Genomic DNA, 23100 nt, shown 5'->3' with positions numbered 1-23100 from the left:
ATTGAGGCGTTAAGTGACTCAGGGTGAGGTAAAAGTGGGATGAAAGCCTATGACATAGTGATCGCAGGCGGCGCAATGGCCGGTGCGACTGCCGCATTGGCCTTAGACACATTGAGTGGCGGCACACTGCGTATTGCCGTGGTCGAGGCAATGGTGCCCGATCACCGCGAACACCCGGGTTACGATGCACGCAGTATCGCATTAGCACAAGGCAGCTGTGCAGCCTTTGCGAGCTTGGGGCTGTGGGACTCACTCGCCCCTTTTGGCACGCCGATTCAGCACATTCATGTGTCTGATCGTGGCCACGCCGGACAAACCCATATTGACGCACAGTCGCAGGGAGTGCCTTATCTTGGCCAAGTTATCGAGTTAGCGGATGCCGGTGCGGTGCTTCACCAAAAGTTACAACACCGCGAGGCGATCGATGTGTTTTGCCCAGATGCCGTGATGGCGATTGAGCGAACGCCGGCGGCGGTAACGGTGAGATTAAAACAGGGGGAGTCACTGACCGCTTCGTTACTTATTGCGGCTGACGGTGGGCGCTCGTCTTGTTGCGCGCAGTTGAAGATGCCACGCAAGCAACACAATTTTGGCCAAGTGGCGGTGATTGCCAATGTCTCGACCGCACTTCCTCATCAAGGACACGCCTTTGAGCGCTTCACGCAAACAGGCCCTGTGGCGCTGTTACCCATGTCGCAAGGACGGTGTTCGTTAGTGTGGTGTGTCACCGCGGAGCAAGCTGATGCGCTGATGCAAATCAGCGATGACGCCTTTCTTCAGCGCCTGCAGCAGGTGTTTGGCTGGCGTTTGGGCAAATTGCTGCATGTTGGAGAGCGCCATGCGTATCCATTGACGCTTAACCAAGTGGTTCGTCCGGTCAGTCATCGTGTGGCCGTGGTGGGTAATGCGGCACAAAGCTTACACCCTATTGCCGGGCAAGGATTTAACCTTGGCTTGCGAGATGTAATGACGTTAGCGCACACGCTGACGGAGGCGGCAAGGCGTGGCGATGATATCGGTGCAATGCCAACATTGATGGCGTACGCCAAACAACGAACACCAGACCGAGATGCCACAGTGGCATTGACATCAGGGTTGGTTCACCTCTTTTCCAATGATAGTCCGCTTCTGGCGGGGGCACGTAATGCCGGGTTAGGGCTGATGTCAGCATTAGAGAGTATGAAGCAACCGCTTGTGCAACGCACCATAGGATGGGTAGAACCGAGATGAAAATGATCAATGCCGACTTGGCCATTGTCGGTGGCGGCATGGTGGGGCTGACACTCGCCGCCTCCCTTGCCGACACGGATTTACGGGTGGTGGTGATAGAAGGTAAATCGCCTGAAACGACCTTAAACGACATACCAGAGAATCGCGTCTCGGCGTTGAGCCGAGCGAGTGAGAACATACTGCGCACCCTGGATGTATGGCCGGGCATCGCCTCACGTCGCGCGGCCAGTTACCAGCAGATGCGGGTGTGGGAGAAAGACAGTTTTGCCGATATTCACTTTGACGCGCAGGCGTTTGGCCAGCAAAACCTCGGCCATATTGTTGAAAACCGTGTGATTCAGTTGGCTTTGCTCGATAAAGTACAAAAGCAGGACAATGTGACTGTGTTGATGCCGGAGCAATGCCAATCCATGCTACAAGGAGAGAGCGAAACTTGGTTACAGCTCGCATCTGGGGGCGGTGTGACGGCGAAACTGGTCGTGGGGGCCGATGGGGCGCGCTCTTGGGTGCGTGAGCAAGCACATTTCCCCTTGGTACAGCGCGACTATGGCCATAATGCGGTGGTGGCGACGGTGCGCACGGTGGAGCCGCACCGGGGCGTTGCGCGTCAAGTGTTTACGCCGGACGGGCCGCTTGCATTCTTACCGCTTTCCGACTCGCATCTGTGCTCGATTGTTTGGTCTATCCCCCCAGAACAAGCGACGGATTATGTCGCGATGGAATCAGCGTCTTTTAACCGCGCCCTAACCGCTGCGTTTGATGCGCAACTTGGCCTTTGTGAGGTGGTAGGGCCGCGCGCCAGCTACCCGCTTACCATGCGTTATGCTCAACACTTTGCGGCGGAGCGCCTGGCTTTAGTCGGTGATGCGGCGCACACCATCCACCCTTTGGCTGGGCAAGGGGTGAATTTAGGGATGCTCGACGCGGCCGCCTTGGCGCAAACATTGGCCTCACTCGCCGATAAAGGGAAAGACATCGGGCATTATGCCGGTTTGCGCCAGTATGAGCGTTGGCGTAAAGCGGAAGCGGTGCAGATGATTGCGGCGATGCAAGGGTTCCGCAGCTTGTTCGCAGGCGATAATCCGATGAAAAAGCTCGTCCGTGGCGTGGGCATGCGCGCCGTCAATCATTTGCCTGGCGCCAAGCAGCCATTTATGTCGCGGGCGTTAGGGTTGGAGGGGAACCTGCCTGATCTGGCAAAGCCTACGACGCGCACGACCACTTTTTGATGATTGCGTGATGGCTGAAATTGGCGAAAAACAGAGAATATGCTAAATAGCACGAAGACCATTGCCGAGTCGGCATGCGATCAGGTTGTGAGAGATGTTGAATGTACCGATTGACGGTGTGAGTTGTCATTGGGTGTAACAAGGAACAAGATTATGAGTGATATCCCATCTGAATTAAAATTTACCGCGACACACGAATGGGTTCGCCCTGAAGGGGAAGGCCTATTTACCATTGGCATTTCTGACCACGCCCAGGCGCTGCTGGGGGATATGGTGTTTATCGATTTGCCTGATGAAGATGACACTTTTGATGCGGGTGACGATTGTGCGGTCGCAGAGTCGGTAAAGGCGGCGTCGGATATCTATGCGCCCATCTCTGGTCAGGTCGTGGCCGTCAATGAAGAGTTAGACAGTGCCCCTGAACTGGTTAACAGCGATCCCTACGGTGATGGTTGGTTGTTCCAGATTCAAGCGACAGATGAGTCTGAAATCGATAGCCTGCTTGATGCGCAAAGCTATGAAGAAACGTTAGGCGATCAAGACGCAGACTAAAACGGTCAGGGGGTAGCACCTGTGCTATCCGTGTCTTTTTGCTCCCGATAACAAACAGGGGCCCATCCAACGGACCCCTGTTTGTATTGTGCGGCCAAGTCAGTAAGTGGTCCGCAACGAGTCAGCTTGTTCTGGTTCTCGCAGCCCTTCTTGATACACATCTCGAATCAAACCGTTAACTTCCTTCACGGTTTGGTAGTGACAGATAGTGGCGTGATCGGGGGCGCTTAACCAACCATTATTAAAATCAAACCGACCGCGTCCGGCGATATATAGGCGCCCTGAGAATAAGCGTGTGACATGTTTGGCGACAAGCTTGGGGGAATAGCGATTAAAAACGCGCATAACCTCTTCTTACTAATATTGGTGGTTGTCACCCGGTAGGGGTGTGAAAACGGCACCGATTGTGAAGTGGGTTTATGTCGCTGTGATGACAATGCCTAAAAAAACATTCACTTTATCCTTACCATAAATCCGCCTGGTTGAAGGCATCGACGCAGCACGGTTTGGAGCCTAATGCCGGCAAGTCACTGTCAGTAAGCGACTGGGCCAGCCAACCGTGTGGGTAGCTTAATGTATGTGGTGGCACCACCTCGATATGATCGGCTGGGTGAAACCCAAGCTGAGTGTAGAAAGCGGGGTCGCCATAGGTCACCACCGCTTGATAACCCAATGTACGTAGCTGTTCGAGTCCAGCGTTGATTAATGCTTTTCCATGTCCTTGGCGCTGATAATCAGGGTAAATAGCCATCGGAGAGAGCAGTGCAATCTTGTCCGTATGTGGGTAGGTCAATCGTGAGAAAAAGACAGCCCCCACTAACTGCTCACCGTCAAGCATCCCCCAGCCATGGCAGTCTTCACGAGGCGTTTCACCGAGCAGCTTATCGATCAAGTGATGAATGACTTCGCCGGTGTCGGCCCCCTCACTGTGCGTGAACGTTTCACTGACCCGTTGAGCAACGTAAGCAGGGTTAAGGATCGACAGAGAGACGATGTTCATTAGGTTTCCTCTTGCGCGTGAGGCTGGGTAGATAACGCTTTCAGGGAAGCGACGCGCTTGTCGACAATGGTGGTTATCTGGTCAATGAGCCACTGCATTTTGGGGTGACCGCTCGCTTGATGTCGCCATGCCAAGCCAATATCAAACCCTGGAACATCAATAGGGGGAGGGCTGAATGCCAGATGGTTAGCATCGTTAAAGGTATCTAATCGCGCCATAAGCTCTGGGACGGTACAAAGCAGCTGTCGCCCTTTGAGCAGTTGCCTCACCGTGAGAAACCGCTGCGATCCCATCACCACTTGTCGATGATAGCCGAGTGCTGCCAAACGCGCATCTATCGGGCTGGAGAGCTGGCCATATGTGCTAACCAGTGCATGCGGTGTAGCGACAAAATCGGCGAGGGTGATGGGTGTGCCGAGCCCGGTGCTGTGTGGATCAAATAAGCACACATGCTGCTCATGGTATAATACCTGACTATCAAGAATCTCGGTGTTGTCGGGGATCACGCCGATCACCGCGTCGACATCATCGTTTTTAATCGCGTCCAGACAGTGGCGACGGTCAACCGGGCGCAAGCTAAGTTGAGCTAAAGGAAGTTGCTGGTTGAGGGTGTCGAACAGTGCAGGGGCGAAGATAAGCTCAGCGTAGTCGGTGAGCCCAAGGCGGATCTGACCATCAAACAGGACAGGCTCAAAAGCGGGCGGGGTCAGCACGTCCGTGGCGAGGGTGTCGAGTAGCGCCTCAATTTTAGGGGCGATATCCAGTGCGCGAGCAGTGGGTACCATTTGGTGTCCACGCCGCTCAAAAAGGGGATCGTCAAGCATGGTACGCAGACGAGCCAAACTATGGCTCATGGCTGACTGACCCAGAGATAGGCGCTGCGCAGCCCCAGTCACGCTGCGTGTTTCCATTAAAGTGACAAAGGTCACCAACAAGTTGAGATCGTATTTCCGCCAGTGTTTTTGTGCCATCCGTTGGGTCATTCCTTCATTTGATTTGCCCGATTACGACATATCTCGGCACGCAGCGGCTGGCAAAGCGCGAGAAGATCCTTCACGCGCACCCATAATCCGGCATGGGGGTCACCGCTGCTAATAGTGACAGTTTCATAGTCCCAGATCTGCTCATCAAAGACCAAGGCCAGATCTGGTGAGAGCCCTAGTGGCGCGACAGTACCGCGTGCGTAGCCGGTAGTGCTTTGCACTTGTTGGGCACTGGCAAGTGTCATCCGTCGCCAGCCGAGTCGTTGGCGCACTTTGGGTGGGCTGACTTGCTGATCGCCTGGGACACAAGCCACTGCATAGCGCCCTCCCATATCACGCAACACCATGGTTTTGAGCATTTGAGAAGGATCAATACCACGTTGTTTCGCGGTTTCCTCAATCGATTGTGTCGCGCGTGACTGCCACAGTATTTGGTAGCGAATATGGGCGCTATCGAGCGCGGCAGTCACCGGGGTTTGCCAATTAGGATCCGCGTACACGGCTCAATCATCGTCCTCAAGTGAATAAGGAAGTGGCTCACGCTGCCATGCGTACGAAGGAGACTCAGCAAGGCGGAAAGCGGTGTCGTCGTCCAAGTTGTTTGGCAGCACGGCTAATACGCTCGCATTGCCGTTAGCATCGCGATAACCAGCGATCACTGTCCCGCCTGCGCGCCAATTATCACCCACCGCACGTTCGATTTTGTCGCCCGCAACAGGTGTGTGCTCGGCGTGGCCGCTGAGCGTGTACATGGCGCGCTTATTCATGCCTCGATACTTGGCGCGTGCCACGGTTTCTTGGCCGGTATAACAGCCTTTGGTGAAACTGATCGCGTCCAGCGCCTGAAGATTTAGCGATTGCGGGATAAATTCACCGCTGGTCGTTTGCTCGATGCGGGGTAATGCCGCGTCAATATCCCACTTATCCCAATACTCATGGGTGAGCAATGTGGCTGAGTATTGATGGGTAAGCTCTGTGGCTTTGGCCGCGTCAACCACCAGTAACCAGCGATGTGGTTCAATGTATACAGCGGTGCCTTGTTGCCCTTGGCGAACGTCACCGTGCGGGCCGAAGTGATCAGCCACTACCTTGTCTGCCTGTGTACCAATGACACCGAGCAACACGGCATCGACCTTTTCAAACGCAATCTTGGAAAAAATGGCGTACTTTTTTACTTCTTGAAGCTGGGTGGCTTCAATCGACGCCGGTTGCACCATGGCGAGCCCGTCTTGGTAATGGAAAAAACGCAGTACTGACCAAACTTTACCTTTTGGATCGCAATGGGCGGCGAGGGTCGATTTATCTTCTGCGAGGTTCGCAATATCGCAAGTGAGCTGGCCTTGTAAGTAGCTTTTCGTATCATTGCCGCTCACTTTAGTGATTGCCCAGTTATCAAGGGCAACCATCGCCAGTTCAGGTTGTGGATCACTGGGGTGTGTATCCGCAGGCTCAAAGGCTACGGTTTGATACCATTCACTCATAACACTCACGCTCTCTGTTGAGAAAACATAGACTCTGCCCCGTATACTAATAGGGAGCATAAAGCTTGTCAGCCTTTGTCTTGTCGGGGGATTGCTGTATAAACCGAATTAACGCTAGAGAGCTCTCAGATTCGTGGTTTGTTGCTCAGCAAAAGTAGTCGCCCGATAACGGCATTGATAGTATGCGAGTACTGACATCATCGATAGAGGTAAACAATGGTTAATACCGAGGATAAAGCGCGGGTTCGTTGGGCATGTCGTCGCGGCATGTTGGAACTGGATGTGTTGGTTATGCCGTATTTTGAAGCCTGCTACGACACGCTTAATGAAAAAGAAAAACAGGATTTTGTCGCATTTTTGGAAAGCGCGGATCCTGACTTGTTTGCCTGGCTGATGGGGCATGGTAAACCTGACGACCCGAAGATGAAATCTGTTGTCGATAAGGTTGTCGCTTATAACCGCAGTAAGTTACGTACATAGTCACCTACATTGCCCGCGTTATGTCACTGTCTGTCTGCTTTTGCTAGGAACGATGGTGGCTTGGCTGGCCGTGTCGCATGTTTCCCTTCCTTTGAGTGCTCGTGCTGTGCTAACCGTTTGGGCGGTACGAGACTTGCTCCGCTTCCATGCGCACCTCATCGCTAACGAAGGCCCCTTTCGCTTTTCATCTGACGCTTGGGCGGTCATGCCTAATGGGCAGTATCGAAAACTGACCTGTGTTTATGCGACCCCATGGCTGCTGGTGCTCTCCGCGCGTGCGGATGCCCAATACCTTTATATTTGGCGTTATGGCCTTCCAGACTATCATTTTCGTCTGATTTATCGGCATTGCTGTCAGTAAGGCTGGGATAGCATGTGACATATTTGTGACAAACCGATTGCGTGGCTTTACTTTTTCACGTTATCTCCGATATTCAAGGAACACGGGTTCAATCCATTCTGCTCAGATAACGCTGTAGGGTCGCTATGAATATTAAACAAAAACTCTTGTCACTCACCTTGATGTCGGTGTTGGCGCTACTTGCGGTTGCCGCCGTTGCATGGAAAGCGGAAACGCGGCTACAAAAAATGCACAGTCAGCTAACCACGGTCTCTGATCTTGAGGTGATCTTGCTCAATCTACGCCGCAATGAGAAAGACTTTCTCGCGCGCATGGACCCCAAATATCTCTCCCGTTTTGATAACAATGTCGACGCGTTCGATCAGCTGCTGAGTGATTTTCGCGCCCGCAGTGCTTCGTTGGGGCTAGAGACTGCGACCATTGATAAAGTGCAGCGAGCAATGACAGCGTATGCCAACGGCTTTCGCGATCTGGGTAAGGGTTACCAAACATTGGGGTTAACCCCTGAGCAGGGGATCCGAGGACAGATGCAAAACGCGAGTAAGAAAATGGTGGCAGCGACCAAAAATGACATTGTGCTTGAGAGTAGCGCCCGCTTATTAGCCGCAGATGCCAAACTGTTTGTGCAAAGCAGTAACCTTGACTACATCGATGAATATCAAAGCCAAATGCAAGAGCTTGAAGATTACCTTCGCGGTGACCTGCTCGCTTTATTTCAAGCGCATCAGGCGCAAGTGGACAAGATTGTCGCGCAGAAAAAGACATTAGGGCTAGCGGCAGACAAAGGCCTACTGGGGCAAATCCGGGGGAAAACCCACCAAGTTGAGGAAATGTTCGATGTGCTCAGTAAAGAGTATGAGCAGGCCATTTCGCAAGCCTTAAGACAGACCGTGATGATGACCGGATCGGTGGTGGTGATACTGGCACTGGTGATGACAGCGATTTCGTTGTGGATGAACCGTGGCATTCAACAGCGTATTTACCGATTTAGTGAGCAAATGGCCGCCATTACACAGCAGCGGGATCTGACCTTGAGAGCTGACGAAAACGGTCGTGATGAGATTGCCCTCATGGCGAAAGACGTTAACCAGATGCTCGGCAGTATCCAAACCATGGTTTTGGATGTGAGTCGCGCCATACAAGCGCTTAATCAAAGTGCAGAGCAAGTTGAATCCCGTACTGAAGCCACTGGGGCCGCCATGGCTACCCAGTTAGATGAAACCACTCATGCCGCGACTGCGATGAATGAGATGGAAAGCACCATTCGCGATATTGCGGGTAATACCGATCAGGCTGCGGAGAATGCGCGCACCAGTTTAAGCCGTGCGGAGAACGGACAAAAAGTGGTGGATGACACTAAAGCGATGATCATGACACTGGCAGAAACCCTCAGTAATACCAGCAACGAGGTGCTTGAACTGAGTAAGCTGTCTGAGACCATTGGCTCGGTGCTGGACGTGATTAAAGATATCTCCGAGCAAACCAACTTGCTGGCGCTTAACGCGGCGATTGAAGCGGCGCGCGCCGGCGAGCAAGGGCGTGGTTTTGCGGTGGTCGCTGATGAGGTGCGACAGCTGGCGACACGTACTCGCGAATCGACTGATGAAATTTCTGGTATTATCACCTCGTTGCAAGAGCAAACCCAGTCGGTGTCCGAACGCATGGAGCAAAGCCGAGAAGACGGGGAAACATCCGTGGGTAAGGTGGAAGCGGCTTCGCAAGAGCTCTCGCAGATCATGGAAGATATGCAAAACATCATGGATATGAGCACCCACATTGCCACGGCGATCGAGCAGCAAAGCTCGGTGGCAAAAGAAGTCAATCAAAACGTGCACAATATTCAAGATATTGCGCAAAACAGTACTGAACGCGCCAACCAGAACCGCGAAGCGGCACACAAGGTGGCCGAAGAAGCCGCACACCTTGAGCGTGCGGTGAGCGAGTTTAAAAGCGAATAACCGCGATGATATCCAGTAAAAAGGCCAGCCTCGTGAGGCTGGCCTTCTTCATTTCAGGGCTGAGGGAGCAATCAAAACCCGCTAACAGGGCTGATCCGGCGTTAATATGGTAGGGCCGGATTGCTCGTTAGGCTCAGGGTAATCAATGGTGTAGTGAAGGCCTCGGCTTTCTTTACGTTGCATGGCACAACGAACCATGAGCTCTGCCACCTGTAAAAGGTTACGCAACTCCAGTAGATTGTTTGAGACCCGGAAATTAGCATAATACTCATGTGTTTCTTGCTTGAGCAGTTCGATACGGCGTAGCGCACGCTCCAACCGTTTGGTTGAGCGGACAATGCCCATGTAATCCCACATAAACAGGCGTAACTCATGCCAGTTATGCTGGATCACCACTTCTTCGTCGGAACAAATTACTTGGCTCTCATCCCAAGGGGGGAGCGCAGTATGCGGCTCGATATGGCCTGAGTGTGCTTTAATATGCTCAGCGGCTGACCATGCATAAACCACACATTCGAGTAGCGAGTTAGATGCCATACGGTTCGCGCCATGCAAGCCGGTGTAGCTCACTTCCCCAATGGCGTATAAGCCGGGTAAGTCTGTGGTGCCGTTTTTATCCACCATCACGCCACCGCAAGTATAGTGGGCGGCTGGGACAATAGGGATCGCCTCTTTAGTCAGATCGATGCCGTATTGCTTGAGCTTTTCGTAGATGGTGGGAAAGTGTTTGATCACAAATTCAGGGTCTTTGTGGCTGATGTCGAGATACATACAGTCGGCGCCAAGGCGCTTCATTTCGTAGTCAATCGCACGGGCAACCACATCACGCGGGGCAAGCTCGCCGCGTGAATCGAATTCCGCCATAAAGCGCGAGCCATCTGGGCGTTTAAGGTGAGCGCCTTCACCGCGCAGTGCTTCAGTGAGCAAAAAGTTGCGCGCGTCTGGATGGTACAGACACGTTGGATGAAACTGATTAAATTCTAGGTTGGCGACACGACAACCTGCGCGCCATGCCATGGCGATGCCATCACCGGATGACACATCGGGATTGGAGGTGTATTGATAAACTTTCGAGGCCCCTCCGGTGGCGAGTACCACATAGTTGGTGCGCACGGTCTCAACCACTTCTTGGTTTCGGTTCCAGATGTAGGCGCCGAGGACGTGGTTTGGACCACCTAATCCGACTTTTTTACGGGTGATAATATCCAGCGCATTGTGTCGTTCAAGCAGGGTGATATTAGGGTGTTGGCGCACATTGTCTTGAAGCGAGTTTTGCACGGCCATTCCGGTCGCATCGGCGGTATGCAAGATACGGCGGTGGCTATGGCCGCCTTCACGGGTTAAATGATACCGAGGGGTGTCGTCGTCGCTATCTTCTTGATCGAACGGGACACCGCCATCAATTAACCACTGCACACAATCTTTAGCATTGCGGGCAATAAAGTCCACGACCTGGGTATCGCAGATACCTGCGCCCGCGATTTGGGTATCCTCGACATGAGATTCTACCGAATCTTGTTCGTCAAACACCGCGGCAATACCGCCCTGTGCGTAAAGCGTTGCCCCTTCGCTGAGCGGGCCTTTACTTAATACAATCACCTTGTGGGTCGGCGCTAAGCGGAGCGCCAGTGACAAGCCTGCGGCACCACTGCCGATGACTAGCACGTCACATTGATGTTCCTGAGTTGTGGTCGTCATGATCCCTAATCCTCTTTCTGCGCCCCCAATGTTACACCAATTTGACGTGGCTGCGCGCGGTAAGATCAAATCCCGTCTCGCTTGGGTGAAAGTTTGCAACCATGGTATGGTTCGGGCGACAATGCCCTCAGTCAAAGAGACATTCTTTGACCATTCCGTCACAGTAATGTGATTCAACGCATAATAAAACCAACATGGTGAGGAACTTTTCGCCGGCTGGGTTATCGAATCGTGTGCGAAAGCTCGCAAGCGGGTTTAACCGCGCTCTGACAACGTCGGGCCTAGAATTTCGATAATCGGGCGGAAAGATCAACCAAGGAGTAAACGCTCGAATGGGCGAGCAGCTAACCGACCAGGTTCTAATAGAACGTGTACAGAATGGTGACAAGCAAGCTTTCAATCTGTTAGTCGTCAAATATCAGAATAAGGTATGTAACCTTATCGCCCGCTATGTCGGTACACACAGTGGTGATATTCCAGATATTGCGCAAGAGGCGTTTATCAAAGCGTATCGCGCATTGCCGGGATTTCGTGGCGAGAGTGCGTTTTATACTTGGCTGTATCGCATTGCTGTGAACACCGCGAAAAACCATTTGGTGGCACAAGGACGACGTCCGCCAGGCAGTGATATTGATGCCGACGAAGCAGAAAATTACGAAAGTGGGGGTTCTTTAAAAGAAATATCGAACCCTGAAAACTTGATGTTGTCAGATGAATTGAGACAGGTGGTATTTTCGACCATAGAAACACTGCCTGACGACTTAAGAACCGCAATTACCTTACGGGAGCTCGATGGGCTCAGCTATGAGGAAATTGCACAGGTAATGGATTGTCCAGTCGGTACGGTGCGGTCGCGTATTTTCCGAGCGCGTGAAGCGGTTGAAAAACGCATCCGGCCACTGATGAAACGGTAACGAGTTTTACTGGCTGCATGACGGTGACTTGAATGACGGATAGAGAAAAAATTTCAGCGTTGTTAGATGGCGAACTGGTGGATACGGCAGTCATCCACGAGATTGAGCGAGATGATAACGCGCAACAGGCTTGGGGGAGTTTTAGCACCATTCGCGATGTGATGCGTGGTGAGGCACCCAGCTCGTTGCAATGGAACATTGCCGATTCTGTAGCGTCCGCGCTGGAAGCAGAACCTGCTTATCAAGGCGATCACCTTGATAATAACGTGCTCCCCATGCACGAAGCACAGCCGCGTCCTGAAAAGGCGCGTCGTCACTTACCAGGGTGGCTGCAGCAGCTGACACAGGTAAGCGTTGCCGCGTGTGTCTCGTTGGCCGTGATCGTGGGTGTGCAGCAATATAATCAGTCTGATGCGAGTTCGCCGGTGGCCAGCACGCAAACCCAACCGCCAGTACTAGAAACGATTCCTTTTGCAGGGGCTGCGGAGCCGGTCAGCTTAAGCCGTGACGATCTACGTGCCACACCTTCTGAGGCCGAGTTGATGGAGCAGCGTCGCCGCGTCAATGCCATGCTCAAAGACTATGAATTGCAGCTGCGCTTGAATAAGGATAGGCTGTCTAACCATCAGACAATGGCACCGTCGACAAGCAGTAATAATCAATGAAAAAAATTCTGATCGGTGCGCTTGCGCTGGTCAGTTTGATGTCTGCGCAAGCCTCGGCCGAACCTTCTGCCGAGGCTTTGTTACATCAAATGGATACCGCAAGCGACACCCTAGATTATGAAGTGTCCTACATCTTGGTAGGTAAAAATAGTCTCGAACCCCTTCGCTTTCGTCATGCCCAAGTTGGGGATGATGCCTACGGCCACCTCATGTATTTAAGTGGCCCGCCGCGAGAAGTCATCCGTCGAGGCGGTGAAATCAGCTATTTTGAACCAGGCTACGACCCTTTCACCATTGCCAGTGATCATATGGTTGCGCCTTTGCCAACGCTTATCCAAGCCGATATCGATGTGCTGGCTAACCATTATGATTTTGTCTCTATGGGGCACGCGCGTGAAGCGGGGATGGATTGCCAAGTGGTTCGGATTACCCCGAAAGACGGAGAGCGTTATTCGTATGTATTATGGTTAGATGAGAACAGCAAACTGCCTGTCAGGGCGGATTTGCTCGACCGTGATGGCGATCCGCTTGAGCAATATCGTGCGTTGTCGTTGGTCGTCTCTTCACAAATCAGTACCTCAATGCAAAAGCTGGCTGAGCTGGCATTGCCACCGGTACTGACCTTGCCACAAACCACGCAGCGCTCCGACTTAGATTGGCAGGTCACCGCGTTACCTGAGGGGTTTGAACCTGTATACAGCAATCGTCACCGTTTGATGATGACTAAACGTGCGGTCGAGAGTCAGATGTTTAGTGATGGTCTGTTCAGCTTTTCTGTGTATCTTGCCAAAGCCGATGATGTCTCGGTGCGTAAGCAGATTGTTCGCCAAGGTCGGCGCACACTGCATAGCGTGACCAGTGGCAATGCAGAAATCACGGTGGTCGGCGATATTCCTCCTGAGACAGCTAAACGAGTGGCGGAGTCTGTCCGTATTACTGATATGCCTGCGAGCAAGTCAGAACAGAAGGTTGAACCATGATCAAAGCATTGGCAGAAGTTACCGGTTACCAAGATGGTTGGTTGTCATTGGCCTGCCAGCAGCAAACCAGTTGCGGTAGCTGCCAGTCACAAAGTCAATGTGGCACTGGTATTGTGTCCAAAGCCCTTCCTGGTAAGGTGAAACACCTTAAAGTACGTGCCCCAAAACCCCTGCCGGCCGGCACCTTAGTTGAAATCGGCTTAGGTGAGGCGACCTTATTACGCTCCGCGTTATTGGTCTACATGGTTCCTTTAGTCATGATGCTAACGGGGGCACTGCTCGGGCAATTTTTGTTCGCCACGCTCGCCGGCAGCGGGGAGGGTGGCGTTATCGCGCTAAGCCTAGGGCTGGGAGCGGTTGGCGTCGGCCTTGCGCGTCATCTTGCACCGCGTATCGGTACCCAAGAGCAGCAACAGCCTCAACTGTTACGCGTGATGGGGGAGCCCGTCTCTGACTTGGCGGTAATAAATACCACACAGCAGGATAGCGACTAGCCACTATTTTCGGTAGAATCCCGCTCACTTGATCTTAGGATCCCATTCTTATTGATAACGAGTAAGTCACACCAACACATGAAGCATATTCGTAACTTTTCGATCATCGCCCATATTGACCACGGTAAGTCGACACTTTCTGACCGACTGATTCAAGTATGTGGCGGCCTAACTGACCGGGAAATGGCAGATCAAGTTCTTGATTCAATGGATCTGGAACGTGAACGCGGTATCACCATCAAAGCACAAAGTGTGACACTGAACTACAAAGCCAAAGACGGCGAAGTGTATCAGCTCAACTTCATCGATACGCCAGGACACGTTGACTTCTCTTATGAGGTGTCACGCTCGCTCAAGGCGTGTGAAGGTGCTTTGCTGGTGGTCGATGCAGGACAAGGGGTTGAAGCACAGACGCTCGCCAACTGCTACACCGCCATTGATATGGATCTGGAAGTGGTTCCTGTTCTGAATAAGATTGACTTGCCGGCTGCTGATCCAGATCGCGTCGCGCAAGAAATTGAGGACATCGTCGGTATTGAGGCCATTGACGCCACTCGCTGTTCGGCGAAAACCGGCATGGGTGTTGATGATGTCCTTGAAGACATTGTACGCCAGATCCCGCCACCTGAAGGCGATCCTGACGCGCCAACGCAAGCGCTGATTATTGACTCCTGGTTTGATAAATACCTCGGCGTGGTCTCTTTGGTGCGCATCCGTGAAGGGTCGCTGAAAAAAGGCGACAAAGTGAAAATCATGAGCACGGGCCAAGAATGGAACGTGGACAGTATTGGTATTTTCACGCCTAAGCGTAAAGAGCTCAATGGTCTGCAAACCGGTGAGGTTGGTTGGGTGATCTGTGGGATCAAAGATATCCTCGGCGCGCCAGTGGGCGATACCATCACCCATGCTAAAAACGGCTGTGAAAAGCGGATTGAAGGTTTCCAACAAGTGAAGCCGCAAGTTTATGCGGGTCTGTTCCCCATCTCATCGGATGATTACGAAAGTTTTCGTGATGCCTTGGATAAGCTGAGCCTTAACGATGCTTCCTTGTTCTTTGAGCCGGAAAGCTCTGCGGCACTGGGCTTTGGTTTCCGTTGTGGTTTCCTTGGCATGCTGCACATGGAAATCATCCAAGAGCGGTTGGAGCGCGAGTATAATCTCGATCTGATCACTACTGCTCCGACCGTGGTGTACGAGGTGACCCAAAATGATGGCGAGGTCATTTACGTCGACAGCCCATCCAAACTGCCACCTATCAATGACATAGAAACCATTGGTGAACCGATCTCGCGGTGTAATATTTTGGTGCCGAGTGAGTTTGTCGGTAACGTCATTTCACTGTGTGTGGAAAAGCGTGGTGTGCAAGTCGATATGGTCTATCACGGCAACCAAGTTGCGCTGACCTATGACATTCCGATGGCCGAAGTGGTTCTCGATTTCTTTGACCGGATTAAATCGACCTCACGTGGTTACGCGTCGTTAGATTATAACTTCGAGCGCTATGAAGTATCTGACATGGTGCGGGTGGATATCCTCCTAAACGGTGAACGCGTCGATGCGCTGGCGATTATCACTCACCGTGCTCATGCACAGCCGCGTGGTCGCGAGCTGGTGGAAAAAATGAAAGAGTTTATTCCTCGTCAGCAGTTTGATATTGCCATCCAAGCTTCGATTGGTAATCACATTATTGCGCGCTCGACGGTGAAACAGCTACGTAAAAACGTGACCGCGAAATGTTACGGCGGTGACGTGAGCCGTAAGAAAAAGCTTCTGCAAAAGCAAAAAGAAGGTAAAAAGCGAATGAAGCAGGTCGGTAATGTCGAGCTGCCGCAAGAAGCCTTTTTGGCCATTTTGCACGTGGGCAAAGATAAATAACGACGGATTCCATTATGGCCAATACGTTTTCTTTGATTTTAGTGCTGGTGACCTTGGTCACCGGCATTGTTTGGGCGTTAGATAAATACCGTTGGGCACCGCGCCGCCGCCAAGCGGCAGGGGAAACCCTCAAGGTGTCAGCGCGTGAACTGGATGCCGAACAAGTTGCTAAAGTGGCGCCTCAACCGAGTTGGGTTGAAAACATGGCGTCTATTTTTCCAGTGATCGCGGTGGTACTGGTGCTGCGCTCATTTATTTATGAGCCGTTTCAAATTCCATCCGGATCGATGATGCCGACCTTATTGGTCGGGGATTTTATCTTGGTGGAAAAGTTTGCCTATGGCTTACGTGATCCTGCCTTCCACACTGAAATTGTCGAGACAGGTAAACCAGAGCGCGGTGATATCGTGGTATTTAAATACCCGCCTCAACCCAATATCGATTACATTAAGCGCACGGTCGGGCTGCCGGGCGATACGGTTGTGTATGAAGATAAGCGCCTATGTATTCAGCCCAAGGGCGAATCTCAGTGTCAGCCGGTGCCGATTGACGATATTCAGCCGAGCCAGTTTATTCAAGCGGGCATCAACCTTGTGCAAGCGCAGGAGCAGTTAGGGGAGCAGTCGCATCAGATTTTGGTGCACCCTAAAAAGCAAGATCGGGTGAGCGCGTATCAGCCACGTCCGGGCGTCAACCGCTGGGTCGTGCCAGACGGGCACTATTTTATGATGGGTGACAACCGTGATAACAGCGCGGATAGCCGCTTCTGGGGCTTCGTCCCTGAACGCAATCTCGTGGGCAAAGCGGTTGCTATTTGGGTTAGCTTTGAATTTGAGCGCCCCAATGATAGCTGGCTACCATCGTGGGTACCGACAGGCATTCGCTTTAACCGTATTGGTGGAATTGATTAATTCTGGACTATGATGACAAAACTAACAGATAAGTTGCAGCGTGATATCGGCTACCAATTTAGCAACGCTGCATTACTCGAATTGGCGTTAACGCACCGCAGTGCCAATGGCACCCATAACGAGCGTCTCGAATTTTTAGGCGACTCGATTTTGAGCTTTGTGATTGCCGAGGATCTTTACCACCGTTTTCCGAAAGTGGACGAAGGCGACATGAGCCGAATGCGTGCTACCTTGGTGCGTGGTAACACCTTGGCGGAGATCGGACGTGAGTTTTCTCTGGGCGAAGTGATGCGCCTTGGCCCAGGAGAACTTAAAAGTGGCGGGTTTCGTCGTGACTCGATTCTCGCTGACGCCGTCGAAGCCTTGATTGGCGCGATTTTTTTGGACAGTGATATCAACCGAGTGCAGGAGATTATCCTGCAGTGGTATCAACACCGCCTCGAGACCATTGAGCCTGGCGCGAGTCAAAAAGATCCGAAAACCCGACTGCAAGAACACCTACAGGGTAAACGCAAACCCTTGCCGTCTTACACGGTGATGAAAGTGCGTGGTGAGGCACACAACCAAGAATTTACGGTAGAGTGCCAAGTATCAGGACTGGAGAGTTCTGTGATTGGAAAAGGCAGCAGCCGTCGCAAGGCAGAGCAAGCGGCTGCAGAACTCGCATTACAGAAGTTAACATAATGACTGATACACAGCGCTGTGGCTTTATTGCCATTGTAGGCCGTCCGAACGTCGGCAAATCAACATTACTGAACCGCTTAGTGGGGCAAAAGCTGTCGATCACTTCGCGGAAACCGCAGACCACACGTCACCGCATCATGGGGGTGGATACCCGTGATAACTATCAAGCGGTATACGTGGACACCCCAGGGCTGCACATCGAAGAAAAGCGCGCGATCAACCGCTTGATGAACCGTGCGGCGAACAGCTCATTAACCGATGTCGAACTGGTGTTATTTTTGGTCGATGGCACCCATTGGACCAAAGACGACGAGATGGTGCTCAACAAGTTAGCGCGCTCTGGTCTGCCAACGGTCTTGTTGGTCAATAAAGTCGATAATGTGAAAGAGAAAACCGAGCTCTTTCCACACCTTCAAACCTTGTCGGAAAAGATGGAGTTTGTTGACGTGATCCCGGTGTCCGCGAAACACGGCACCAATATCGATGTGGTTGAACAGAAGGTACGCGACGCGTTACCGGAAAGTGAGTTTTACTTCCCTGAAGAATACGTCACAGACCGCTCTCAGCGCTTTATGGCCTCTGAAATTATCCGCGAAAAGCTGATGCGCTTTACCGGTGAGGAGCTGCCTTACTCGGTCACCGTCGAAATCGAGCGCTTTGACTACAACCCAGAAACGGACGGGTTTCATATCAATGGTTTGATCTTGGTTGAGCGCAATGGCCAAAAGAAAATGGTCATTGGTAAAGGCGGCGAAAAGATCAAGCGCATTGGCCGTGAAGCGCGTCTAGACATGGAAGAGCTGTATGAGCGCAAGGTTTACCTTGAGCTTTGGGTAAAAGTGAAGTCAGGTTGGGCCGACGATGAGCGCGCGCTACGCAGCCTCGGTTATATCGACGATCTCTAAGTGACCCACTGATTCAGGTACCCATGCCAGGAGGAGAGAGTGAGTGGACGGGTTTCAACGCGGCTTTGTATTGCATACGCGCCCTTACAGTGAATCCAGTCTGCTTTTGGATATCTTTTCTGAGCACGAGGGGCGCGTGACTCTGCTTGCCAAAGGGGCGCGTCGGCCACGCTCGGCGATAAGAGGTGCCTTGCAGCCTTTTACCCCTTTGCTGCTCAAATGGGGGGGACGTGGTGAACTGCGCACTTTACGCAGTGCCGAAGCCACAGGCCTCGCCCTGCCGCTATCAGGCAATGCCCTGTATTCCGGTTTTTACCTCAATGAGCTGGTGATGCGTGTGCTGGAGCCTCACACGCCTTACCCGGCGTTATTTCATGACTATGTGACCGCATTGACCCAGCTGGCTCGCTACAATAATCCTGAGCCAGCCCTGCGTTGTTTTGAACTCGCGTTATTAGAAGCCTTGGGCTATGGGGTTGATTTTCTTCATTGTGCTGGCAGCGGTGACCCGATTAACGATAACATGACGTACTTGTATCGCGAGCAGCAAGGCTTTGTGGCATCGATCATGAAAAGCCAACACCGACAATTTACGGGGGCCGATCTGCGTGCGTTGGCGACGCGTCACTTTGAGACGGTCGCTCAGTTACGTGCCGCAAAGCGTTTTACTCGTATGGCGCTCAAGCCATATCTTGGCCCCAAGCCGCTCAAAAGCAGAGAATTGTTTAGAAGGAAATAATCATGGATAAAATCTACTTAGGTGTGAACATCGATCACATCGCGACAGTGCGCAATGCGCGTGGCACCGCGTATCCGGATCCTGTTCATGCCGCTGAGTTGGCAGAGCGTGCAGGCGCGGCTGGGATCACGGTTCATTTGCGTGAAGATCGCCGCCACATCACTGATCGTGATGTTCGCTTGCTTAAAGAAACCTTGCAAACCCGGATGAATTTGGAAATGGCGGTCACCGATGAAATGGTCGAAATAGCCTTGGAGACGCAGCCTGAGTTTGTATGTTTGGTGCCAGAAAAGCGTGAAGAGCTGACGACCGAAGGGGGCCTCGATGTCGCGGGCCAGCTGGATAAAGTCAAAGCCGCCACGCAAACGTTGAGCGAAGCGGGGATTAAGGTTTCCTTATTTATCGATGCCGACCGCACACAAATAGAAGCCGCTCACCAATGTGGCGCACCGTTTATTGAACTGCACACCGGGCATTACGCCGATGCCGCCAATGACAATGATCGCCAAGCCGAGTTGAAGAAAATCTCAGCGGCGGCCAGTTATGCGGTCGATTTGGGTATCAAAGTGAATGCGGGCCACGGCTTAACCTATCATAACGTCACGCCGATAGCGGCGATGCCAGAAATGCATGAGCTGAATATTGGTCACGCGATCATTGGCCGTGCCATGTTTGATGGTTTGCAAAAAGCCGTCGCGGATATGAAAGCGATCATGGAAGCGGCGCGTCGCTAAATGGCCATTGCTGGAATTGGTACTGACATTGTTGAGATTGCGCGTGTTGAAAAAGCCCTCGCGCGCCAACCACGCTTTGCTGCCAGGATCTTAACCGAGCCTGAGCAAGCCAATCTGGCGCGCCATCACGCGCCTGGACGTTTCCTCGCCAAGCGCTTTGCCGCCAAAGAAGCCGCCGCCAAGGCGCTTGGAACCGGCATTGCCAACGGGGTAACGTTCCACGACTTTATTATCACCAACCAGGCCTCGGGCCAACCTACCTTGCGCTTGTCGGGCCGAGCCGCGGAACTGGCGCAGGTGCGTGGCATTACACAGTGTTGGCTCACCCTCTCTGATGAAAAAGCGTATGCCATCGCGTATGTGGTGCTAGAAACCGCATAAGCTTACTGCTGTATGGCTGCACCTCACGCGGTGTGGCGTTCGATGTTTTATGAGGTACCCAAGTATTGTGGTGCCAATTGCTCAATGTGCGCAATTTCATCTTGCAGCTCTAACAGCTCTGGCTCGATAGCAGCCATATCCGCGCCTGCTTTTAGTTGGGTTTCGAGCTCATGACACAAGCTTTTTAGCTGCGGGACACCGCTATACGCGCAACTCCCATGGAGCTTGTGAATAGCGTGCCATAACTGATCACTCTCTAACTCTCCGGCCAATGCTTGCTCAACGGCCTCTTTCACCGAGTCAAACGAGGCCAATAACATGGTTAGCATCTCTTTCGCCAGATCCGTTTTGCCTGCCGCTTGATTGAGCGCGCGCTGCCAATCTAGGTGTCGCACACTTTGATCTTGGTTGGCTGACGGGCTTGGCGATGGGATACTTTGCGCTTGAGAGGCCGCCTCATCAAGATGCAGCCAGCGTGCGAGGGTACTCTCTAACATGGCTTCTTCAATTGGCTTGGTCAGGTAATCGTCCATCCCCGCTTCAAGGAGACGCTCACGTTCACCGGGCATCGCGTGGGCGGTCACCGCAATAATCGGTGTTTGCTGATTGAATCCCGCTTTGCGAATTTCTTGGCTAGCGGTGACACCGTCCATCTCTGGCATTTGGATGTCCATCAAAATAATATCAAACGCTTGTTGGTGGGCAAGCGCGACCGCTTTCACCCCATCTTCTGCGGTGATCACCTTCTCGACCCGTTCGGCCAGCAAGGCAGTGATCAGCTTTAAGTTGGCTGGATTATCATCGACGGTCATTACCGTATAAGGCGCTTTTTGTGATGCACTTGGCTTAGGCAAGGGTAAAGGCGTCGCCTCAGGGGACCCGATTAATGCCTCCAGCAGTTTACGTTGAGGGATAGGCTTGGCAATACAGGCGCTGACCCCGGCTTTTAATAGATGCTCAGACGCTTCTAGCTCAGTGGTTGGCAAACACACTACCACTGATTGCGCTTGCTGCTCGCAGACCTGCACCGCTTGTTGCATGGCATCAAGACTCGGCATGCTTCCCGCGTCGAAACAGAGCAAGGCAAAGTGATAGTGACGGTCCGTCAGCACATTGGTGCCAGATGCAGTGTCGACATTCAGCCCCACTTGCGTCAGCCGCTTACGCAAAATCTCGCGAGTGCGCGCATTCGGCTCAACGATCACGATGTCGCGACCCACCAAAGGTTCAATGTCGAGCGGTTGTGAAACTGGCAAATCGGTCTGCGTGAGCTGCAGGGTAAACCAGAAACTTGAGCCTTGGTGAAGGCGACTGGTAAAACCAATGTCACCGCCCATTTGTTGGACCAGTTTCTGTGTGATCACTAGGCCAAGGCCAGTACCACCATAGCGACGCGAAATGCTGGCGTCCGCCTGCCTAAAGGCTTGGAAAAGCTGTGCTTGCTGGCGTTCGGAAATGCCAATGCCAGTATCTTTAACCATTAACTGTAGCTCAACGGTTTCATCGTGAAGCTGCTTGAGATCGACACTGACATCAATATTCCCGCGCTCAGTAAACTTGGCGGCATTCCCAATCAGGTTTATCAGCACTTGTTGGATACGGAGTGGATCGCCCACGGCCCCTGCAGGAATACGCGCATCGGTCCGCAAGGTGAGCTCTAGTCCTTTCTCGTGCGCCATCGGCGCAAGCAGTCGCATCACTTCATCGAGCATGTCTTGAACATCAAACGGGATGTTTTCCAACAGCAGTTTGCCTGCTTCTAACTTAGAGAAGTCGAGGATGTCATTAATGATGGTGAGCAGGTTATTAGCCGACTTTTCAATGGTGAGCAAATAGTCACGCTGGCTGCTGCTGAGCTCGGTTTTGAGCATTTGACGCGTAAAGCCAATCACCCCGTTAAGTGGGGTACGTAGCTCGTGCGACATGTTGGCCAAGAACTCAGATTTAACCCGCGCCGCTTCTTGCGCATTTTTCTTGGCGATATCGAGTTCAACATTCTGAATTTCCAATTGCTCGAGGGTTTCGCGCAGATCACAGGTCGCCTGATCAATACTTTGCTGCATTTCTAAATGGTATTCCGACAACGAAATAGCCATCGCATTGATACCGTTTTTCAAGGTGTCGAGCTCACCGAGTAACTCACCCTCAATCCTGACATCAAGATGGCCGCGCCGAATTCTATCGACTAAGGTCACCATGTTACCAATCGGATGGGTGACATCCGCAATTAAGCGATAGGCAAAGAAGCATGACAATATTCCGCCCAAAGCAACCATCACCAGTGCGGTGATCATCTCCTGGTATTGCTTTAACCGCACCGAGCTCAAATCTAGCTCCATGGCAATATAGCCCAGCGGTCGCTCAACATTGAGGCCAGGGGTAAACCGACCAATCTCCAAAATAGGGGCGCGCAGAATCAAGGTATCCTGCTGTTGGCTTATCTGCAGTTGTGTGGGGATAGGTTGGCCACTGTTAACCGAGAGCATGGCAAGATCGCGGTGATAGTTCGAGGTGACAAATAGCTCGTTACGTCGGTCGAACACGGCAATACTGCGCACAAACTGTGAGTGCTGGCGGTGCGCAAAGCCAATTAGCCGGCGTACGTTTTCACGGCTATCATTTTTCAATCCGACTTCGCTGGCAATCGCCAGTGGCTCGATGATCGCAGAGCCGGTGACCGTCAGTTGCTGTTCAAGATCTTGGTAGCGGGTGCTGGTAAAAAACGCGCTCAGTAATAGGCCGACAATCAACGTTGGGGCAATGGTCAGAACAGAGACACGGGTGCGGAGGCCATATTTGGTCATGCTAGATAAACTATGGGAAAATAATCACGACATTTAGCCGTC

24 protein-coding genes are annotated in these 23100 nt (G+C 52.3%); 17 read left to right on the top strand and 7 right to left on the bottom strand.

From position 1 onward, the window contains the following. Positions 1-39 precede the first annotated feature (39 nt). The 3 genes from ubiH (at position 40) to gcvH (ending at position 3011) form a co-directional block, all read left to right on the top strand. Positions 40-1230 carry a 2-octaprenyl-6-methoxyphenyl hydroxylase gene (gene ubiH, locus EHW58_RS04345; protein WP_152794967.1) on the top strand — a complete coding sequence of 397 codons (1191 nt, stop codon included), beginning with the start codon at positions 40-42 and terminating at the stop codon, positions 1228-1230. Next, positions 1227-2459, top strand: a complete 1233-nt coding sequence (locus tag EHW58_RS04340) for an FAD-dependent 2-octaprenylphenol hydroxylase (RefSeq protein ID WP_152794965.1) — start codon at positions 1227-1229, stop codon at positions 2457-2459. The genes ubiH and EHW58_RS04340 overlap by 4 nt, the downstream gene beginning before the upstream one ends. A gap of 162 nt (positions 2460-2621) precedes the next feature. After that, positions 2622-3011: a glycine cleavage system protein GcvH gene (gene gcvH / locus EHW58_RS04335; RefSeq protein WP_321166657.1), complete on the top strand. Its 390-nt coding sequence runs from the start codon at positions 2622-2624 to the stop codon at positions 3009-3011. 99 nt (positions 3012-3110) lie between these two features. Here gcvH and EHW58_RS04330 read toward each other — a convergent pair whose 3' ends face one another. From EHW58_RS04330 to ygfZ, 5 genes are all read right to left on the bottom strand, one after another. After that, on the bottom strand, positions 3111-3356 hold the full coding sequence (locus EHW58_RS04330) for a DUF1107 domain-containing protein (protein ID WP_152794963.1): 246 nt from the start codon (positions 3354-3356) through the stop codon (positions 3111-3113). Positions 3357-3474: 118 nt separating this feature from the next. Then, the gene (locus tag EHW58_RS04325) at positions 3475-4011 is read right to left on the bottom strand and encodes a GNAT family N-acetyltransferase (RefSeq protein ID WP_152794961.1); all 537 of its coding nucleotides are present in this window, start codon (positions 4009-4011) and stop codon (positions 3475-3477) included. Continuing rightward, positions 4011-4982, bottom strand: a complete 972-nt coding sequence (locus EHW58_RS04320; RefSeq protein ID WP_152794960.1) for a LysR family transcriptional regulator — start codon at positions 4980-4982, stop codon at positions 4011-4013. Before EHW58_RS04320 ends, EHW58_RS04325 begins: the two co-directional genes overlap by 1 nt. An 8-nt stretch (positions 4983-4990) precedes the next feature. After that, positions 4991-5494, bottom strand: a complete 504-nt coding sequence (locus EHW58_RS04315) for an aminoacyl-tRNA deacylase (RefSeq protein WP_046074075.1) — start codon at positions 5492-5494, stop codon at positions 4991-4993. 3 nt (positions 5495-5497) lie between these two features. Beyond that, on the bottom strand, positions 5498-6475 hold the full coding sequence (ygfZ, locus tag EHW58_RS04310; RefSeq protein WP_152794958.1) for a tRNA-modifying protein YgfZ: 978 nt from the start codon (positions 6473-6475) through the stop codon (positions 5498-5500). A 216-nt stretch (positions 6476-6691) separates the two neighbouring features. Between ygfZ and EHW58_RS04305 the strand changes: the two genes are divergently transcribed. From EHW58_RS04305 to EHW58_RS04295, 3 genes are all read left to right on the top strand, one after another. Further along, on the top strand, positions 6692-6955 hold the full coding sequence (locus EHW58_RS04305) for a succinate dehydrogenase assembly factor 2 (protein WP_046074077.1): 264 nt from the start codon (positions 6692-6694) through the stop codon (positions 6953-6955). Between the two features lie 52 nt (positions 6956-7007). Next, positions 7008-7316, top strand: coding sequence for a hypothetical protein (locus EHW58_RS04300; protein ID WP_152794956.1), 309 nt, complete (start codon positions 7008-7010; stop codon positions 7314-7316). A gap of 125 nt (positions 7317-7441) precedes the next feature. Further along, a complete protein-coding gene (locus EHW58_RS04295; protein ID WP_152794954.1) occupies positions 7442-9274 on the top strand; it encodes a methyl-accepting chemotaxis protein in 1833 nt (610 codons plus the stop codon). A gap of 81 nt (positions 9275-9355) precedes the next feature. Here the strand turns inward: EHW58_RS04295 and nadB are convergent, their stop codons facing one another. After that, positions 9356-10972 (bottom strand): L-aspartate oxidase, encoded by a 1617-nt coding sequence (gene nadB / locus EHW58_RS04290; RefSeq protein WP_152794952.1) that lies wholly within the window; start codon positions 10970-10972, stop codon positions 9356-9358. Positions 10973-11304: 332 nt separating this feature from the next. On the opposite strand from nadB, the gene rpoE reads away from it, so the two are divergent. From rpoE to acpS, 11 genes are all read left to right on the top strand, one after another. Further along, complete coding sequence (gene rpoE / locus EHW58_RS04285; protein WP_046074081.1) at positions 11305-11886, top strand: RNA polymerase sigma factor RpoE; 582 nt, start codon at positions 11305-11307, stop codon at positions 11884-11886. Between the two features lie 32 nt (positions 11887-11918). Then, the gene (locus tag EHW58_RS04280; protein WP_046074082.1) at positions 11919-12551 is read left to right on the top strand and encodes an RseA family anti-sigma factor; all 633 of its coding nucleotides are present in this window, start codon (positions 11919-11921) and stop codon (positions 12549-12551) included. Then, on the top strand, positions 12548-13531 hold the full coding sequence (gene rseB, locus EHW58_RS04275) for a sigma-E factor regulatory protein RseB (RefSeq protein ID WP_046074083.1): 984 nt from the start codon (positions 12548-12550) through the stop codon (positions 13529-13531). The genes EHW58_RS04280 and rseB overlap by 4 nt, the downstream gene beginning before the upstream one ends. Next, positions 13528-14025, top strand: a complete 498-nt coding sequence (locus EHW58_RS04270; RefSeq protein ID WP_077606142.1) for a SoxR reducing system RseC family protein — start codon at positions 13528-13530, stop codon at positions 14023-14025. The genes rseB and EHW58_RS04270 overlap by 4 nt, the downstream gene beginning before the upstream one ends. Positions 14026-14103: 78 nt before the next feature. Further along, positions 14104-15900 carry a translation elongation factor 4 gene (gene lepA, locus EHW58_RS04265; protein WP_046074085.1) on the top strand — a complete coding sequence of 599 codons (1797 nt, stop codon included), beginning with the start codon at positions 14104-14106 and terminating at the stop codon, positions 15898-15900. A 14-nt stretch (positions 15901-15914) separates the two neighbouring features. Further along, positions 15915-16811 (top strand): signal peptidase I, encoded by an 897-nt coding sequence (gene lepB / locus EHW58_RS04260; RefSeq protein ID WP_046074086.1) that lies wholly within the window; start codon positions 15915-15917, stop codon positions 16809-16811. 12 nt (positions 16812-16823) lie between these two features. Next, positions 16824-17495 (top strand): ribonuclease III, encoded by a 672-nt coding sequence (gene rnc, locus EHW58_RS04255; protein ID WP_046074214.1) that lies wholly within the window; start codon positions 16824-16826, stop codon positions 17493-17495. Continuing rightward, positions 17495-18400, top strand: coding sequence for a GTPase Era (gene era / locus EHW58_RS04250; protein ID WP_046074087.1), 906 nt, complete (start codon positions 17495-17497; stop codon positions 18398-18400). Before rnc ends, era begins: the two co-directional genes overlap by 1 nt. Positions 18401-18443: 43 nt before the next feature. Then, positions 18444-19139, top strand: coding sequence for a DNA repair protein RecO (recO, locus tag EHW58_RS04245; protein ID WP_046074088.1), 696 nt, complete (start codon positions 18444-18446; stop codon positions 19137-19139). A 2-nt stretch (positions 19140-19141) separates the two neighbouring features. Then, positions 19142-19873, top strand: coding sequence for a pyridoxine 5'-phosphate synthase (pdxJ, locus tag EHW58_RS04240; protein ID WP_077638533.1), 732 nt, complete (start codon positions 19142-19144; stop codon positions 19871-19873). Then, positions 19874-20254, top strand: coding sequence for a holo-ACP synthase (gene acpS, locus EHW58_RS04235; RefSeq protein WP_046074090.1), 381 nt, complete (start codon positions 19874-19876; stop codon positions 20252-20254). A 47-nt stretch (positions 20255-20301) separates the two neighbouring features. Here acpS and barA read toward each other — a convergent pair whose 3' ends face one another. Then, positions 20302-23058, bottom strand: a complete 2757-nt coding sequence (gene barA, locus EHW58_RS04230; RefSeq protein ID WP_152794950.1) for a two-component sensor histidine kinase BarA — start codon at positions 23056-23058, stop codon at positions 20302-20304. Between the last annotated feature and the right edge of the window lie 42 nt (positions 23059-23100).

It is taken from the genome of Salinivibrio sp. VYel1 (assembly GCF_009377945.1).
Taxonomy (GTDB): Bacteria; Pseudomonadota; Gammaproteobacteria; order Enterobacterales; family Vibrionaceae; genus Salinivibrio; species Salinivibrio siamensis.
The sequence above is the reverse complement of the archived record's forward strand: the minus strand, read 5'-3'. Positions and strand labels throughout refer to the sequence as shown.